The organism is Mesorhizobium sp. PAMC28654 (assembly GCF_020616515.1).
Classification (GTDB): Bacteria; Pseudomonadota; Alphaproteobacteria; order Rhizobiales; family Rhizobiaceae; genus Mesorhizobium.
The window spans coordinates 5,496,828-5,511,660 of record NZ_CP085135.1; the positions used below are offsets into that span (position 1 = coordinate 5,496,828).

The 14,833-nt window shown below is 62.9% G+C and carries 13 protein-coding genes and 2 pseudogenes; 6 read left to right on the forward strand and 9 right to left on the reverse strand.

What is annotated here, in order from left to right; all coding sequences use genetic code 11:
- Window positions 1–66: 66 nt before the first annotated feature.
- The gene (locus LGH82_RS26960; RefSeq protein ID WP_227345636.1) at window positions 67–1,350 is read right to left on the reverse strand and encodes an MFS transporter; all 1,284 of its coding nucleotides are present in this window, start codon (window positions 1,348–1,350) and stop codon (window positions 67–69) included.
- A gap of 94 nt (window positions 1,351–1,444) precedes the next feature.
- On the opposite strand from LGH82_RS26960, the gene LGH82_RS26965 reads away from it, so the two are divergent.
- The gene (locus tag LGH82_RS26965) at window positions 1,445–2,332 is read left to right on the forward strand and encodes an AraC family transcriptional regulator (protein WP_227345637.1); all 888 of its coding nucleotides are present in this window, start codon (window positions 1,445–1,447) and stop codon (window positions 2,330–2,332) included.
- 21 nt (window positions 2,333–2,353) lie between these two features.
- Here LGH82_RS26965 and LGH82_RS26970 read toward each other — a convergent pair whose 3' ends face one another.
- Entirely contained in the window at window positions 2,354–3,235 is an 882-nt protein-coding gene (locus tag LGH82_RS26970; protein WP_227345638.1) for an aldo/keto reductase family oxidoreductase, read from the reverse strand.
- A gap of 95 nt (window positions 3,236–3,330) precedes the next feature.
- Between LGH82_RS26970 and LGH82_RS26975 the strand changes: the two genes are divergently transcribed.
- Window positions 3,331–4,233 (forward strand): LysR family transcriptional regulator, encoded by a 903-nt coding sequence (locus LGH82_RS26975; RefSeq protein WP_227345639.1) that lies wholly within the window; start codon window positions 3,331–3,333, stop codon window positions 4,231–4,233.
- Window positions 4,234–4,312: 79 nt separating this feature from the next.
- Here the strand turns inward: LGH82_RS26975 and LGH82_RS26980 are convergent, their stop codons facing one another.
- From LGH82_RS26980 to lgt, 6 genes and pseudogenes are all read right to left on the reverse strand, one after another.
- Window positions 4,313–5,248, reverse strand: coding sequence for a ribose-phosphate pyrophosphokinase (locus LGH82_RS26980; protein WP_227345640.1), 936 nt, complete (start codon window positions 5,246–5,248; stop codon window positions 4,313–4,315).
- A gap of 127 nt (window positions 5,249–5,375) precedes the next feature.
- Window positions 5,376–5,990 (reverse strand): hypothetical protein, encoded by a 615-nt coding sequence (locus LGH82_RS26985; RefSeq protein ID WP_227345641.1) that lies wholly within the window; start codon window positions 5,988–5,990, stop codon window positions 5,376–5,378.
- 42 nt (window positions 5,991–6,032) lie between these two features.
- Window positions 6,033–7,183, reverse strand: a pseudogene (locus LGH82_RS26990) (M24 family metallopeptidase).
- A complete protein-coding gene (gene pgeF, locus LGH82_RS26995; RefSeq protein ID WP_227345642.1) occupies window positions 7,183–7,977 on the reverse strand; it encodes a peptidoglycan editing factor PgeF in 795 nt (264 codons plus the stop codon). The pseudogene LGH82_RS26990 and the gene pgeF overlap by 1 nt, the downstream one beginning before the upstream one ends.
- Window positions 7,978–8,097: 120 nt before the next feature.
- Window positions 8,098–9,184: pseudogene (locus LGH82_RS27000) on the reverse strand (class I SAM-dependent methyltransferase).
- Window positions 9,181–10,041, reverse strand: coding sequence for a prolipoprotein diacylglyceryl transferase (gene lgt / locus LGH82_RS27005; RefSeq protein ID WP_227345643.1), 861 nt, complete (start codon window positions 10,039–10,041; stop codon window positions 9,181–9,183). Before lgt ends, LGH82_RS27000 begins: the two are co-directional and overlap by 4 nt.
- 164 nt (window positions 10,042–10,205) lie before the next feature.
- On the opposite strand from lgt, the gene LGH82_RS27010 reads away from it, so the two are divergent.
- The 4 genes from LGH82_RS27010 (at window position 10,206) to LGH82_RS27025 (ending at window position 12,953) form a co-directional block, all read left to right on the forward strand.
- Window positions 10,206–10,508, forward strand: a complete 303-nt coding sequence (locus LGH82_RS27010) for an accessory factor UbiK family protein (protein ID WP_227345644.1) — start codon at window positions 10,206–10,208, stop codon at window positions 10,506–10,508.
- A gap of 320 nt (window positions 10,509–10,828) precedes the next feature.
- Entirely contained in the window at window positions 10,829–11,329 is a 501-nt protein-coding gene (locus LGH82_RS27015) for a YbjN domain-containing protein (RefSeq protein WP_227345645.1), read from the forward strand.
- 119 nt (window positions 11,330–11,448) lie between these two features.
- Window positions 11,449–11,787: a tRNA-binding protein gene (locus tag LGH82_RS27020; protein ID WP_227345646.1), complete on the forward strand. Its 339-nt coding sequence runs from the start codon at window positions 11,449–11,451 to the stop codon at window positions 11,785–11,787.
- Between the two features lie 15 nt (window positions 11,788–11,802).
- A protein-coding gene (locus LGH82_RS27025; RefSeq protein WP_413771365.1) for an IS3 family transposase occupies window positions 11,803–12,953 on the forward strand; the annotation gives its coding sequence in 2 pieces (ribosomal slippage) (window positions 11,803–12,067 and window positions 12,067–12,953; 1,152 coding nt in all).
- Between the two features lie 219 nt (window positions 12,954–13,172).
- Here the strand turns inward: LGH82_RS27025 and LGH82_RS27030 are convergent.
- On the reverse strand, window positions 13,173–14,747 hold the full coding sequence (locus tag LGH82_RS27030) for a hypothetical protein (RefSeq protein WP_227345647.1): 1,575 nt from the start codon (window positions 14,745–14,747) through the stop codon (window positions 13,173–13,175).
- Window positions 14,748–14,833: the final 86 nt, after the last annotated feature.

Here is a 14,833-nt window from a genome sequence, read left to right on the forward strand (position 1 = left end):
TAGGCAGAAAGAAGCACCCGCCGGTCAGCCGGCGGGTGCTTCTTTCTATATCGCAACCAATGCGGCCTAGCGGGTCGCGGCGTCGAGCTTTCTTGCTTCCCGCATGTTCGGCAGGAACACCGTCAGCAGGCCGAGCAGCGGCAAATACGAGCAGACCTGAAAGACGAAATCGATGCCCTTCATGTCGGCGACGACGCCGAGCACGGCAGCCGCGATGCCACCCATGCCGAAGGCGAAGCCGAAGAATATGCCGGCAATCATGCCGACGCGTCCCGGCACCAGTTCCTGCGCGAAGACGACGATGTTGGAGAAGGCCGACGACAGGATCAGGCCGATCAGCACCGTCAGCACCATCGTCCATTCGAGGTTGGCATAGGGGAGGGCCAGCGTGAAGGGCAGCACGCCAACGATCGAGAACCAGATCATCGCCTTCTGTCCGTAACGGTCGCCGAACGGGCCGCCCAACAGGATGCCGAGCGCCGAGGCGCCGAGGAACAGGAACAGCATGACTTGGCTCATCTGCACCGAAACGCCGAACTTATGGATGGCGTAGAAGGTGTAGTAGCTGGAGAGCGAGGCAATGTAGGCATTCTTGGTCAGCACCAGCAGGGTCAGCACCGCCAGGGCCCACATCACCTTGCGGCGCGGGAAGGGCGAGACGAAGCTCGCCGTCTTGCGGTTGGCCTGCGCGGCGCGCATCCGGCTGTACCAGCCGCCGACCTGCCACAGCACGATGATGCCGATCAGCGAGCCGACGGCGAACCACGAGATGCTGGTCTGGCCAAAGGGCACGACGATGAAGGCCGCCAGCAGCGGCCCCATGGACTGGCCGAAATTGCCGCCGACCTGGAACAGCGACTGCGCGAGGCCGAAGCGGCCGCCGGAGGCGAAGCGGGCAATGCGCGAGGATTCCGGGTGGAAGATGGCCGAGCCGATGCCGATCAGCGACGCGCCGATCAGAAGCAGCGAATAATGTCCGGCATAGGCGAGCACGATCAGCCCGACGAGCGAGGAGGCCATGCCATAAGGCAGGGAATAGGGCATCGGGCGCTTGTCGGTGATCATGCCGATCACCGGCTGCAGCAGCGACGCCGTTACCTGGAAGGTGAAGGTCAGAAGGCCGATCTGCCAGAAATCGAGGCCATAATTTTCCTTCAAGAGCGGATAGATGGCCGATAGCAGCGACTGCATGATGTCGTTGATGCCGTGGCAGAAGCTCACCGCCAGGATGACGGTGAAGGCCGTCGCCTGGGCTGAAGTGTGGCTGGCACTCGCGGGTGCGACGCCGGTGGCTGTCGTATCGGTCAAGGTAGGCTCCGTGGTCTTTTTGGCGGGCACGCCCGCGCTCATACTGCGGGCTCTCCCGCAGGCCGCCTTATAGGACGGTTGCCAAGCTACTTCTTTCGTGGTTTGGTCCAATAGTTTCGCAAGTGGGCCATATCCAATGCCGCACGGACGGGAAATATCCCACGCGGGCAATGTCGATCGCCGGCAGTTGCATGAAAGCCGCTGGGAGTGGCTGGAGCAGGTCGTCGGGCCGGCGGTGGCGCTGCCAACGGAATATCCTGACGGCTACAACGTGCCGCAACACCGCCACAGCCGCAGCCAGCTGCTGCATGCGCTGGTCGGTGTCGTGCTGGTGACGACGCGGCACGGGCGCTGGATGGTCCCGCCCGATCACGCCATGTGGATTCCCGCCGGTACCGAACATTCAGTCGAAATGCTGGGCGATGTCTCGATGCGCTCGGTCTATGTGATGCCGCAGGCGATCGACGGGCTGCCGGACAGCTTGCGAGTCGTCGGTGTCACCGACCTGATGCACAGCCTGATCGTGGAATCGGAAAAGCTGCCGCAGGGCGGCGAATTGGAAGGGCGTGGCGGGCTGATCATGAGCCTGCTGCTGCATGAGATCCCCAATCTGCCGGAACGGCCGCTCGGCCTGCCGTTCCCGTCCGACCCGAAACTCGCGGCGCTGTGTCGGCGCTTCGTGGCCGCACCTTCGCCGCATGCGACGATCGATGAATGGGCGGATGCCGCCGGCATGAGCCGGCGTTCCTTCACCCGCGCCTTCCATCGCCAGACCGGCCTGTCGCTGTCCACATGGCGCCAGCAGGCCTGCCTGTTCGCGGCCCTGCCGCGGCTCGCCGATGGCGAGCCGATCACCAGGGTGGCGCTCGACCTCGGCTATGACAGCGTGCCGGCCTTCATCACCATGTTCAAGCGTATGCTGGGCGCCTCGCCGCGCGGCTACATGAGGCGCGCGGGTGGGTCGGCGAGGCCCGACGTGCCGATGCTGCAGGGGCCAGGCCCGATCGGCCTCAAGACGCCCTGAATTTCCCGGCGAGCCGCCGTATCAGGCGTGCACGGGATCGGCTGCGATCTGGTTGAGCATGGCGACCGTTTCACCCGACAGCTTCAGGTCGGCCGCCGCCAGGTTTTCACGCAGGTGCCCAACCGACGAGGTGCCGGGTATGAGCAGGATGTTGGGCGCGCGCTGGAGCAGCCAGGCGAGTGCCACCTGCATCGGCGTGGCGCCGAGTTGGCCGGCGACATCGGACAATATCGTCGACTGCAACGGCGTGAAGCCGCCGAGCGGGAAGAACGGCACATAGGCGATGCCTGCCGCCGCCAGCTCGTCGACCAGTGCGTCATCGTCCCGATGAGCGAGATTGTACATGTTCTGCACGCAGACGATTTCACAGATGCGGCGGCCCTCAGTGATCTGTGTGGATGTGACATTGCTCAGCCCGATATGGCGCACAAGACCCTGGCGCTGAAGCTCGGCCAGGACCGTGAGCTGCGGTTCGAGCGACCCTTCGACGGGACCGTGGACGCCAAGCATGCTGCGTAGGTTAACCACTTCGAGCCGCTCCAGGCCGAGATTGCGCAGATTGTCGTGCACGGCCTGCGTCAGTTCCTTGGGCGACATGGCCGGAATCCAGGATCCACGCGCGCCGCGCCGGGCGCTGATCTTGGTGACGATGACGAGATCGTCCGGGTAGGGGTGCAATGCCTCGCGGATGATCTGGTTGGTGACGTGCGGGCCATAGAAGTCGCTGGTGTCGATGTGATCGACGCCGCTGGCCACGGCTTCGCGCAGCACGGCAACAGCGGCGTTGCGGTCCTTCGGCGGCCCAAAGACGCCCGGTCCGGCAAGCTGCATGGCGCCATAGCCGAGGCGCTTCACGGTGCGGTCGCCGAGTTTGAATGTTCCAGCTGTGTTGATGTTGGTCATGAATGGTCTCCTCTTGGGTCGACCTTGCATGTAGGCCGCTATGCCTCGTACGATAATGCGGTTTAATCGAAACAAGCTGTTCGGGAGAGCGAACAATGGCTGACCTTGGCGATCTCACGGCGTTCGTGGCGGTCGCGCGAGCCGGTGGCTTTCGCGACGCGGCGCGGGCAGGCGGCGGCAGCGCTTCCAGCCTCAGCGAAGCGGTGAGCCGGTTGGAGGCAAGGCTTGGGGTGCGGCTGCTCAACCGCACCACGCGCAGTGTCGCGCCGACCGAAGCCGGCGCGCGCCTGCTTGATCGGCTCGGACCCGCACTGGGCGAGGTCGAGGCGGCACTCGATGTGGTCAACGGTTTTCGCGACCGGCCGGCGGGCACGCTGCGGCTCAACGTGCCGGTGAGTGCCGCGCGGCTCGTCCTGCCTCGTCTCGTGCCGCCCTTCCTTGCCGCCTATCCCGACATCTGCCTCGAGATCATCGCCGAGGACAGTTTCGTCGATATGCTGGCGGCCGGCTGCGATGCGGGCATCCGCTATGATGAGCGGCTGGAGCAGGACATGATCGCCATTCCGATCGGCCCTCGCCACCAACGTTTCGCCACCGCCGCGTCACCGGCCTATCTCGACCGGCGCGGCCGCCCCGAGCATCCGCGTGACCTGCTGGATCACGCCTGCCTGCTCGGTCGCTTCAGAAGCCGTGCCATGACTGCCTGGGAGTTCGTGCGCGACGGCGAGGTGGTGAAGGTGGAGCCGACCGGTCCGCTCATCGTCAGCACCGGCACCGCGACCGACCTTGCGGTCGAAGCGGCGATCGCCGGCTGCGGCATCGTCAGCCTGTTCGAGGACTGGCTGCAGCCGTATTTCGACAGTGGCGTCCTGGAGCCGGTGCTGGAGCCATGGTGGGAGCGTTTTTCAGGCCCGTTTCTCTATTATCCGGGCCGTCGCTACCTGCCGGCACCGCTACGCGCCTTCATCGATTTCACAAGTTCGATGCGATGGGATTGATCGGGGCTGTCAGAGCTAAACGTCTTCCAGCCATTCTTGACGCTATTGCGCTGCGTGGAGCGTCTGCTCCGTGCGTGTACTAATCGAACAGGCTCGACACTGATTCCTCGGTCGCGGTGCGCGAGATCGCTTCGCCCATCAGGTCGGCGATGGAGATGACGCGGATGTTGTGGCAGTCGAGCACGGCTTGAGTCGGCTGGATGGAATCGGTGATCACCAGTTCCTGCAGCTTCGAACCGCTGATGCGGGCAACGGCGCCGCCCGACAGCACGCCATGGGTGATGTAGGCGGTGACGCTGGTGGCGCCATTGGCCAGCAGCGCATCGGCGGCGTTGCACAGCGTGCCGCCCGAATCGACGATGTCGTCGATCAGCAGGCAATCCTTGCCGGCGACAGCGCCGATGATGTTCATGACTTCCGATTCGCCGGGACGTTCGCGGCGCTTGTCGACGATGGCGAGCTGCGCGTCGAAGCGCTTGGCCAGCGCACGGGCGCGGACCACGCCGCCTATGTCGGGCGATACAACGACGACATTGGCGAGCTGTTTGTATTTCGCCTTCACGTCGCGGGCCATGACCGGAACCGAGAACAAATTGTCGGTGGGGATGTCGAAGAAGCCCTGGATCTGGCCGGCATGGAGATCGAGCGTCAGCACGCGGTCGACGCCGGCGCGCGTGATCATGTTGGCGACCAGCTTGGCCGAGATCGGCGTGCGCCCCGAAGCGCGGCGGTCCTGCCTGGCATAGCCGAAATAGGGAATGACCGCCGTGATGCGCTTGGCCGACGAGCGCATGAAGGCATCGATCATGATGAGCAGTTCCATCAGGTGATCGTTGGTCGGGAACGAGGTCGACTGCAGGATGAAGACATCCTCGCCGCGCACGTTTTCCTGAATCTCGACGAAAATCTCCTGATCGGCGAAGCGCCTGACCGTGGCCTTGCCCAGCGGGATGTTGAGATACCGAGCGACCGCTTCGGCCAGCACCCTGTTGGAATTGCCCGCGAAGAGTTTCATGCACCGTTCCTGGTGGAGGATTTGATCGGGCTTTTAGCGGCCCGTGCCGGTATTGCAAGCGCCCTTATCCGGAATCCGCCGGCTAATCTTGGGAAAACGTCACGTCGTGGCGCGTTGGTACCACACCTCAGCCGGCTCCGCCGCCGAGCCACGCGGCGAATTGGTCGATGGTCTGGTCGGCAATTGCCTGCATTGTCGCCGGCGCGACGGCCTTCCAGCTGTCGGCGCCATTGACCGAGGGCGCCTTCTGCTGGCCGTTGATGCGGTGCAGCCGGTTGCCCGCCGGGTCATAGACGTCCCAGACGTAGATCACCGTGGTGTCCTTGCCTTCGGACATCGCCGAGAAATAGCCCTTCAGCACATGGGTCGCGGTCTGGTCCTGGCTGCCGGCGAGCGTGATGCCGCGCTGCCTGGCGCGTGTCTGCAGTTCGGCCGTCAGCGGCGTCGCCGCCTCCACCGAGGCGCCGACGATCGGCGCGATCTGCAAGCGGGTCTTCGACAGGATGGCAGCACTCTGGGCCGGCGTGGCGGTGCCTGGCGCGGGGGTGGACGTCGCGGGCGTGGAAGTTGCCGGCGCGGGGACGGCCGCGGTGGTGGTGCCCTGCGTCGGGGTCAGCGCCTGGGTCGACGATGATGCTGGCGGGGTGATGGCCGAAGGTTCGAGGACATCCTTGGCATTGGTGCAAGCGGAGAGCGCCAGTGCAACAAGCAATGACACGGTCGTCACATGCGATCGCCTCATGTGCCTGAAAACTCCCTGGCGACGGACACCCCCATTATGGATTCACTGTACGATCAAGTCGAGATCATGGCGGGAGAGGGCTTGGGCTGCGATTCCGTGGTCAGATAGGTGTGACCCAGCGTCATTGCCGTCTCGGTGTCGGAATCCATGATGATCATATGGGCGAACAGCGTCATGTTCGGCGCGATCGGCTCGGGATTGCCCTGGTAGAACATCGGCATGTCCATCCAGGACGGCGTGAAGCGGGCGCCGACCGAATAGCCACAGGCATTCAGCCGGTGCTTGGTCAACCCATGCGCCTCCATGGTGCGGGCGTGCGCGTCGAACACATCGCCAAACGTATTGCCCGGCGTCATCGCCTTTTCGACAGCCAGAAGCGCGGCGCGGGCGGCGTCGAAAAGCTCCTGGTGCCGCTTCGAGACCTTGCCCGTCAGGACCGTTCGCATCATCGGCGCATGATAATGGTTGAACACGCCAGCCCATTCGAGCGTCAGCTGGTCGTTCTTGCCGAGCTTGCGGCGACCCGCCTTGTAGCGGCAGAGCAGTGCATCGATGCCGGAGCCGATGATGAATTCGTTGGCCGGGTAGTCGCCGCCGCCGGCAAAGATCGCGCCTTGCATGGCGGCCAGGATCAGGCCTTCATCGCCGCCTTGCTTGATCAGCGGCAGCGCCGCGTCCAGCGCATCGTCGGAAAGGTTGGCGGCCTTCTCGGCCTTGGCGATTTCGGCGGGGCTCTTGAACAGGCGCAGCCGGCTGACAATGCCGGAGGCGTCGGCGATCTGGCCGAAAGTCTGCAACTGTTCGTCCAGCCGGCGGCCATTGTAGGCGGTCAGGCCGTGCGTGTCGTATTCGACGCCGATGCGGGCGCCGAGCAGATCGAGTTCATTAAGCAGGTTGCGCAGGTCCACCGCCGGATTGGCGCCGTTGCGGTCAGTCCACAACACGATGTTGTCGATGATCGAGGTGTGGCGCGCCTGGCGCAGATCGGCCGAGCGGGTGAGCAGGACCATCGATCCGTCGGCCTTCACCACCAGGCACTGGAAGAAGCAGAACCCGAACGTGTCGTAGCCGGTCAGCCAGTACATGCTTTCCTGCGCGAACAGGAGCACGGCGTCGAGCTTCTTCTCGGCCATCTCGATCATCAGCCGATCGCGCCGCGCGTCAAATTCCGAGCGTTCGAAATGCAGCGCCATTATTGCTTCTCCAAAACGATTGCTGAAATCTGCCGTCCGTAATCGGGTTCGTTGCGGTGCGTGGTGCGCCGGTAGGAATAGAACAGATCGTCCTCGGCATAGGTGCAGCGGCCCAGCCCCTCGGCGGTCACGCCGGCCTTGTTCAACCGGTCGACCGTATAGAGGTTGAGGTCGAACATGGCATGGCCGGGTTTCGCCGAGGGCGTGAAATAGCGGATGTTGGCGGCGTCGGCCTCGACGAAGCGGGCGACGAATTCCGGCCCGACCTCATAGTTCTCCGGCCCGATCGAGGGGCCGAGCACCGCGACGATGCGCTCGCGCCGCGCGCCGAGGCCTTCCATCGCGGCAATGGTGTTTTCGAGCACGCCGGTGAAGGCGCCTTTCCAGCCGGCATGCGCCGCGCCGATGATGCGCGCTCGCGCATCCGCGAACAGAACCGGTCCGCAATCGGCCGTCGAGGCGCCGACGGCGATGCCCGGGCGGTCGGTGACGATGGCGTCGGCCTTTGGCCGTTCGCCGGCAAACGGCTCGCGGGCAACAACAACGTCGGGCGAGTGGACCTGATGGGCGCTCAGGAGATGGGTGGCGGGGACGCCCATCCATTCGGCGACGCGGCGGCGGTTCTCGGCGACCAACGTCTGGTCATCGTTGGAGCCCGAGCCGATGTTGAGGCCCTGGTAGATGCCGCTGGAGACGCCACCGACGCGGGTGAAATAGCCGTGGCGGATACCTTGCGCCTGGGCCTTGTCCAGCAAGGCCGACCGAACGGGATCCGGTTTGGTCTGATTCAGCATTGGGGCGTTGTTGTCCGTGTGGGTGATTTCGTCAAGACGAAGTTCAGGCGGGCGAAGTTCTGGACCGGTGCGCGCCGGCCTTGCGAAAGCCGGCAGAGTGAAAGAGGTGGCGGCGAAAAGTCAATGCGCTGACGTAAAGGGCGCGACGGCGATGCCTGCGGGCAGGACGGCAAGCACCTTGAAGCTCGCCCATGGCCTGCGGTCCGGCGAGCCGTTCGACCGCGCCGGCGATCTTCTCCCGTGCCGCCTCATCGGCGCCGGCGCCGAGCCGGCCGGCGCGTTCGAGGATGCCCATGCCCAAGAGGAAGTCGCCCTGTGCGGAGAGATGAGCGTCGAGCCCATGCGCGCGCGCTGTTGTTGCCAGCGCGGCGAAATCGACATGGGCGGTGAGGTCGGCCTCGCCGGGATTGGCCAGCACATCTTCGTGATTGTGCTTGCGCAGGGCCTGCAATGTGTCGCCGACGCCGGGCCGGAGATGACCATAGTCGAGGAACAGGCCAGCGCCGCCATGCCTGGAAATCCGCTCGGCGATAACAGCCACCAGCGCCGTGCGGGCCGGCGCGATCTCGACGATCGCGCCTTGCGGCGCATCAGTGGCATCATCGGGCAGCAGCGACGGATCGACCGAGCCGGCGCCGGCAAAGAAGCGCAATTCGTTGGCGTCGTCGAAGCCGACCATGCGTTCACGCCAGCCGGCGCCAGCGCGGATGAACTGGCGGACGGGCACTGCGTCGAACAGTTCGTTGCCGACGATGAGCAGCGGCAGTTGCGGCAATGTGGCGATGGTTTCATGCCAGGCGATGCCGGCAGCTGCTCCGGCAAGCGTCCGTTTCTGCACCTCGGCCAGACGTGGACTGGTCTCGATCATGGCGAAGGACGCGCCGGTGGTCAGCGCTGGATCAAGCCGCGACAGGGTGCGCAGCATGTCCTTCATCAGCGTGCCACGCCCCGGGCCGATCTCGGCGATGGTGACCGGCAGCGGCCGGCCGATCGCCGCCCAGGCCTGGTAAAGCCAGACGGCGATGAGTTCGCCGAACATCTGGCTGATCTCCGGCGCGGTGATGAAGTCGCCGGCGGCACCGAACGGTTCGCGTGTCGTGTAGTAGCCGTCGCTGGGATCGAACAGGCAGAGCGCCATGTATTCGCTGACGGGGATCGGCCCCGTTGCCTCGATCAGCTCGGCGATGCGGGTCTTCAACCGAGTCATGTCGCCTGTGGCTGCGATTGCGTCACCGGCTTGGCTGTCATCATCGCCCAGATGCCGGCCAGCACCATCGGCGATGACAGGATCATGCCCATGGTCAGCCAATTGGTGCCGAGCAGATAGCCGAGCTGCTGGTCGGGCTCGCGGAAGAACTCGACGAAGATGCGCGACAGACCGTAGCCGCAGATGAAGGCGCCACCGACGAAGCGCGGCGTCTTCAGCTTGAAGCGCGAATGGGTGAGGACGCGCAGCACCAGGAACAGCACGATGCCCTCGAGGAATGCTTCGTAGAGCTGGCTCGGATGGCGCGCGAACGGCCCGCCATTGGGGAATTCGATCGCCCAGGGCACGTCCGTCGGCCGGCCCCAGAGCTCGGAATTGATGAAGTTGGCGACGCGCACCAGGCCGAGGCCAATCGGCACGCCGGCCGCCACGACGTCGAACAGAGACCAGGTGCGGATGCCGCGTTTTATGGAAAACAGCGTCATGGCGAGGATGACGCCGAGCAGGCCGCCATGGAACGACATGCCGCCTTGCCAGACCGCGAAGATATCGAGCGGGTGCTGGATGTAGCGCGCCAAGTCATAGAACAGCACGTAGCCGGTGCGCCCGCCAAGCACGACGCCGACCGCGGCCCAGACGATGAAGTCATCGAGGTCCTCGGGCTTCATCGGCAATTTGCCGTCGGGCCACAGCTTCGGATTGGTGATAAGCCGCTTGGCGTACCACCAGGCAAAGAGGATGCCGACGATGTAGCCGACACCATACCAGTGCACCGCCAGCGGCCCGATCTGGATGAGGATCGGGTTGATGTTGGGGAAGGGCAGGGAGGCCAGCGGCAGCAGGAAATATTCGTTCAACGGGGCACTCTCGGTTGCGAAACGCGTTTGGGCGCGGACCATGCGGCAGGGTTTTGGCGGGGTCAAGGCAAGGCGGAGGCCGACTTGATGCCGCACCGGGCCGCAACGTTCTTGCATTCCGCGCCGCGCGCCACTACGTCATTTCGAGCAACCGAGGATTTGCCATGTCGACCGGACCGAACCGCATTCTCGATGAATTCGCCAAGCTGATGACCGACGCCGCCGGCGCCGCGCAAGGGGTGCGCCGCGAGGTCGAGACCGCCTTCAAGGGACAGGCCGAACGCATCCTCAACACCATGGACGTGGTGCAGCGCGAGGAATTCGAGGCCGCGCGCGACATGGCGGCCAAGGCGCGCGAGGAGAATGCCCGGCTGTCGAGCCGCATCGACGAGCTCGAGGCGAGGCTCGCGGAATTGACCGGTCAGGCCGCACCCGCGTCTTCGGCCAAGCCCAAAACAAAAAAATAATCGTTAAACTTTTCCACAAAGCATAATCCTAAAAAGCGCTTTGCCGTGAATCGCTTAACGGCATTGCATGAATCTTTGTGACAGCGGCTTTCCACATGCGAATGACGCAGTGCGAAAAATTGGGCTGTTCACGCGACTCCCGATCAATAGACTGAATTTGTTGCATGATTCGGAACCGGGTCATGCCGCCGGGCGGTGGGGTTCCGGTCTGGGTCTTTGCGTTGAGAAGTCCCTGACCGTCCGAGTTCTAGACATGATTGTTCGTTGTGTGTGCCCCCCGGAGCGTGTGGTGGCGCTCCTCAGAACACAGGAAGCATTCCATGGAACTTCTCGAACTCGAATTGTCCCGCGAAATCCATCCGGTGGATGTGATCGAACAGGTGGCCCACAACAACGACTGGTCCTTCGAACGGGCCGGCGACGACGAGATTTCGATTTCGGTCGTGGGAAGCTGGACCGACTATCACGTCTCCTTCTCCTGGATGGAGGACTTCGAGGCGCTGCATCTGGCCTGCGCCTTCGACATCAAGGTGCCGGAAACCCGAGCGCTGGAAGTGATGCGGCTGCTGTCCTTGATCAACGAGCAGATGCTGTTTGGCCATTTCGACCTCTGGGAGCAAGAAGGCGCGATCATGTTCCGCCAGTCGCTGCTTCTGGCCGGTGGTGTCGAGCCGTCGAGCCAGCAGGTCGAGGTGCTCTTGTCCTCGGCGCTCGAGGCCTGCGAATGCTATTTCCAGGCATTCCAGTTCGTCGTCTGGTCGGGAACCTCGGCCAAGGATGCGCTGGCCGGCGTGCTGTTCGAGACGCACGGCAACGCCTGAGCCTGTTCCATCCCGAGGGAATCAGGATAAGGCTCTGTCTGTTTGTTCGAGCATGATCTTGTCCGGAGCCCGGATTCTACTTTCCAAGGTCATGCTCCAAGTCAGGGTATGGACCGCAAATGAGTTCGAGCAGCGAGCGCAAGCCCGAGATCAGCTTTGCCGATTTCGATCGCGTCGACATCCGCGCTGGCACCATCGTCGAGGCCGAGCCGTTTCCGGAAGCGCGCAAGCCGGCGTTCAAGCTGAAGATCGATTTCGGCGCGGCCATCGGCATCAAGAAATCTTCGGCGCAGATCACCAAATACTATACGCCGGAAACACTGATCGGCCGGCAGGTGTTCGCGGTGGTCAATTTCCCACCGCGCCAGATCGGCCCGTTCATGTCGGAAGTGCTGACGCTCGGCTTCCCTGACGAAGAGGGTGGACTTGCCCCGAAAAAGTGGAGAGTTTCCTTCTGATGAAAGGCGACCTCGATGACGAAACAGAGACAGTTTACGGATGCGTTCAAGGCGGAGGCGGTTGGCCTTGTGCGAACGAGCGGTCGGACGAAGCGGCAGATCGCGGAGGATCTTGGTGTTGGTTTCTCGACGCTGACGCGATGGATGGGTCGGCAGCTGGATCGTGAGATGGGCGATCCTGGGCGTCCGCCTGATGCTGATGTCGCCGCTGAATTGAAACGGCTGCGGCGGGAGAATGAAATCCTTCGGCAGGAGCGGGATATCTTGAAACGGGCGACGGCTTTTTTCGTCAAGGAGGGAAGTCGGTGAGGTTCGCGCTCATCGACCAGGCGAAGAAGGATTTCCCTGTGGACCGTTTGTGCGCGACGCTGGGTGTCAGCCCGAGCGGCTACTTTGCCTGGGGGCGCCGGCCGGCGTGCCGCCGGCAGCGCGACGACATGATAATGCTGGCGCATGTGCGATCGTCGTTCGCGCTGTCGAACGGAACCTATGGTAGCCCGCGCATGACGCGGGAACTGCAAGACAATGGCTTTGCCATTGGCCGGCGACGAACGGCGCGTCTGATGCGGGAGAATGGCCTCCAGGCAAGACAGAAGCGGCGGTTCAAGCGCACGACGGACAGCGAACACGCCTTTCCGGTTGCCCCCAATGTCATCGACCAGGATTTTGCCGCCACTGGTCCCAACCAGAAATGGGGTGCCGACATCTCCTACATCTGGACGCGGGAGGGCTGGTTGTACCTTGCTGTCGTCATCGATCTGTTTGCCCGCAAGGTCGTTGGCTGGGCTGCTGGCAACCGGCTACACCGCAGCCTGGCTCTGGCAGCGCTCAACAAGGCGTTCGTCATGCGGCAGCCGGAACCCGGCCTCATTCACCACTCCGACCGCGGCAGCCAATATTGTTCTATCGACTACCAAGCCGAATTGCGTGCCGCCGGCGTCATCATCTCAATGTCAGGCAAGGGCAATTGCTTTGATAACGCCATGGTCGAAACATTCTTCAAGACGCTGAAAACTGAACTGATCTGGCGCACCTCTTTCCTTACCCGCGCCGATGCCCAAGCCGCCATTGCCCGATATATCGACGGCTTCTACAATCCCATCCGGCGGCATTCCGCGCTCGACTACATCAGCCCGATGCAGTTCGAGCGAAACGCCGCCGAATGAGCAACCCGCTCTCCACTTTACCGAAGCAAGTCCAGGGTGCCGTGGTGCTTGGTGCGATTGAGCGCGAGGTGCCGAACGGAGGCAGGTTGTTTTAGGGTCCCAACTGGGGATCAGAACCCACGCCTTCAGGCGAACCGGGATAGATTGATAATCCTTTCGGCTGATGCTTCAGCATGGATTTCATGCGGATGATTTGACAGAGGGTAGCGCGCACGAACGTCATCCGCTTCCTCTGTCCGCGTCGACCAATTTCCTTATCCGGTATAATTTGAACTGCTTGCCTGCGGCGATCAATTCAAGATAGCCGTGTCGGGACGGGTCAGTCTCCGGCGCGATTACCAGCAGATAGTCAAAGTCGCGGGTCCAATGCGCTGCATAAGCCGCCTCGACCGGTGGGGATGCACCGGCGGCGTAGGCCTCCAGCTCAGACATCGGGATGGGCCCGCCTTGCGGTACGGTCAGGCTTGCTACTTCCGGCCGGGGCCTCACCGGCTGTTTTCCCGGATAGGTGAACAGCGTCGGTATCAGTGCATCGCGTGTGACCACGGCCAACGCGGCGGCATTGTACATTGGATAGAGGAGCAGATTCGTCGGCGGGTCTTCCGGAGGACCATTCTGACCGGTAAGGATTCGCGAGCCCATTGGAATGGCGTCGAACGCGGTTATCAGCGTACGGTATTCGCTGCGGCACGACAATTGCGCCCAGATCGCGACGCTGCTGTTTGCAAGCCCGACGCCAACTGCTAGCGCGACGAAAAGCGTTCCGCGCGGGCCTTGCGGATACTTGATCGTGACGAAGGCCGGCAGGATCAGAATAAGCGCCAGAAGAACACGCCCGTCGACAAAGGCAGTGTCCGCAACACGAAACGGCATGACAATGAACAGGCACAGCAGGCCAAAGCCTATCCAACAGCCGAAGCGAGAGATCTCGACCATCCTGTGCTTCGCCACAAGGTAAGTGAGAATGATCAGCACCGCGGTCACGGCTGAGGACGTGTATCTGCTGAAGCCGTTGACTTGAACCAGCGCTAACAACTTTGCCGACAGGGCCCATTCGGTTCCTTCGCCACCCACTTTGCCGCCGAAGGCGAGCGCCAGGGCGCCAAACGCGACGACGGGAGCAGCCATTCCGACAACCAGCAAGACCGTGCGTTTCCAGTTCTCGATATGGTCGGGCCAGCGCGACAGTTCGTACAGCCCCACCACGACGCCGTACAGGCCGAGGACAAACAGGTGAGAGATATACAGAACCACGACGAAGACGGCGTGGATGGCAAGGCGCAGCGGCAAAGGTCTTTCCTCGAGCCAAATCCAAACCGCGACGGCCCAAAGAGCTATCCCGAACGCAAATTCGAAGTTCACGAATCCGAAAGCGAAAGGCATGGCGTAGAGGAACAGCGATGCAACGAAGCCGCTGAGGATCACACGCCCCTGTGCTGCCGCCCCGATGGCCATTGCTCCGCTAACGACCAGCATTTGCGAGATCAGATAGAAGAGCTTTGCCGCGAGCTCGATCCCGATCAAGCGTCCAGCGAACGGGACAACAAGGTCCATGGCTAGATTGGGGTAGGGCGCCCATGCGGCTTCATAGTAGGGATGGGCCTCGGGCGTACCGGCACGCATCAGGATCGACATCCTTGCGAGATGATTTGGATAGTCCACCATAGCCGGTATGTCGACGAGCAGTACGGGCAAGAAAGCCGCTACGAGCAGAACTATCAGCAATATACCTTCGGGCCTGATGAAATGGCCCGTGGAACTGTTCATCTTGTTTGGCAATTTTGCTTCGAACATGCCGCAATGTAGGCAAAAATGGTAAATTATAAGTCGCCGACAGCGGCGCGTCTCAAGTGTGGATGACTACACAGCCTTGGACTGAA

Excerpts from the sequence above, each read along its gene's own strand:
- LGH82_RS26960 (WP_227345636.1), bottom strand. The coding sequence starts at position 1,350 with ATGAGCGCGGGCGTGCCCGCCAAAAAGACCACGGAGCCTACCTTGACC.
- LGH82_RS26965 (WP_227345637.1), top strand. The coding sequence starts at position 1,445 with ATGCCGCACGGACGGGAAATATCCCACGCGGGCAATGTCGATCGCCGG.
- LGH82_RS26970 (WP_227345638.1), bottom strand. The coding sequence starts at position 3,235 with ATGACCAACATCAACACAGCTGGAACATTCAAACTCGGCGACCGCACC.
- LGH82_RS26975 (WP_227345639.1), top strand. The coding sequence starts at position 3,331 with ATGGCTGACCTTGGCGATCTCACGGCGTTCGTGGCGGTCGCGCGAGCC.
- LGH82_RS26980 (WP_227345640.1), bottom strand. The coding sequence starts at position 5,248 with ATGAAACTCTTCGCGGGCAATTCCAACAGGGTGCTGGCCGAAGCGGTC.
- LGH82_RS26985 (WP_227345641.1), bottom strand. The coding sequence starts at position 5,990 with ATGAGGCGATCGCATGTGACGACCGTGTCATTGCTTGTTGCACTGGCG.
- pgeF (WP_227345642.1), bottom strand. The coding sequence starts at position 7,977 with ATGCTGAATCAGACCAAACCGGATCCCGTTCGGTCGGCCTTGCTGGAC.
- LGH82_RS27010 (WP_227345644.1), top strand. The coding sequence starts at position 10,206 with ATGTCGACCGGACCGAACCGCATTCTCGATGAATTCGCCAAGCTGATG.
- LGH82_RS27015 (WP_227345645.1), top strand. The coding sequence starts at position 10,829 with ATGGAACTTCTCGAACTCGAATTGTCCCGCGAAATCCATCCGGTGGAT.
- LGH82_RS27020 (WP_227345646.1), top strand. The coding sequence starts at position 11,449 with ATGAGTTCGAGCAGCGAGCGCAAGCCCGAGATCAGCTTTGCCGATTTC.
- LGH82_RS27030 (WP_227345647.1), bottom strand. The coding sequence starts at position 14,747 with ATGTTCGAAGCAAAATTGCCAAACAAGATGAACAGTTCCACGGGCCAT.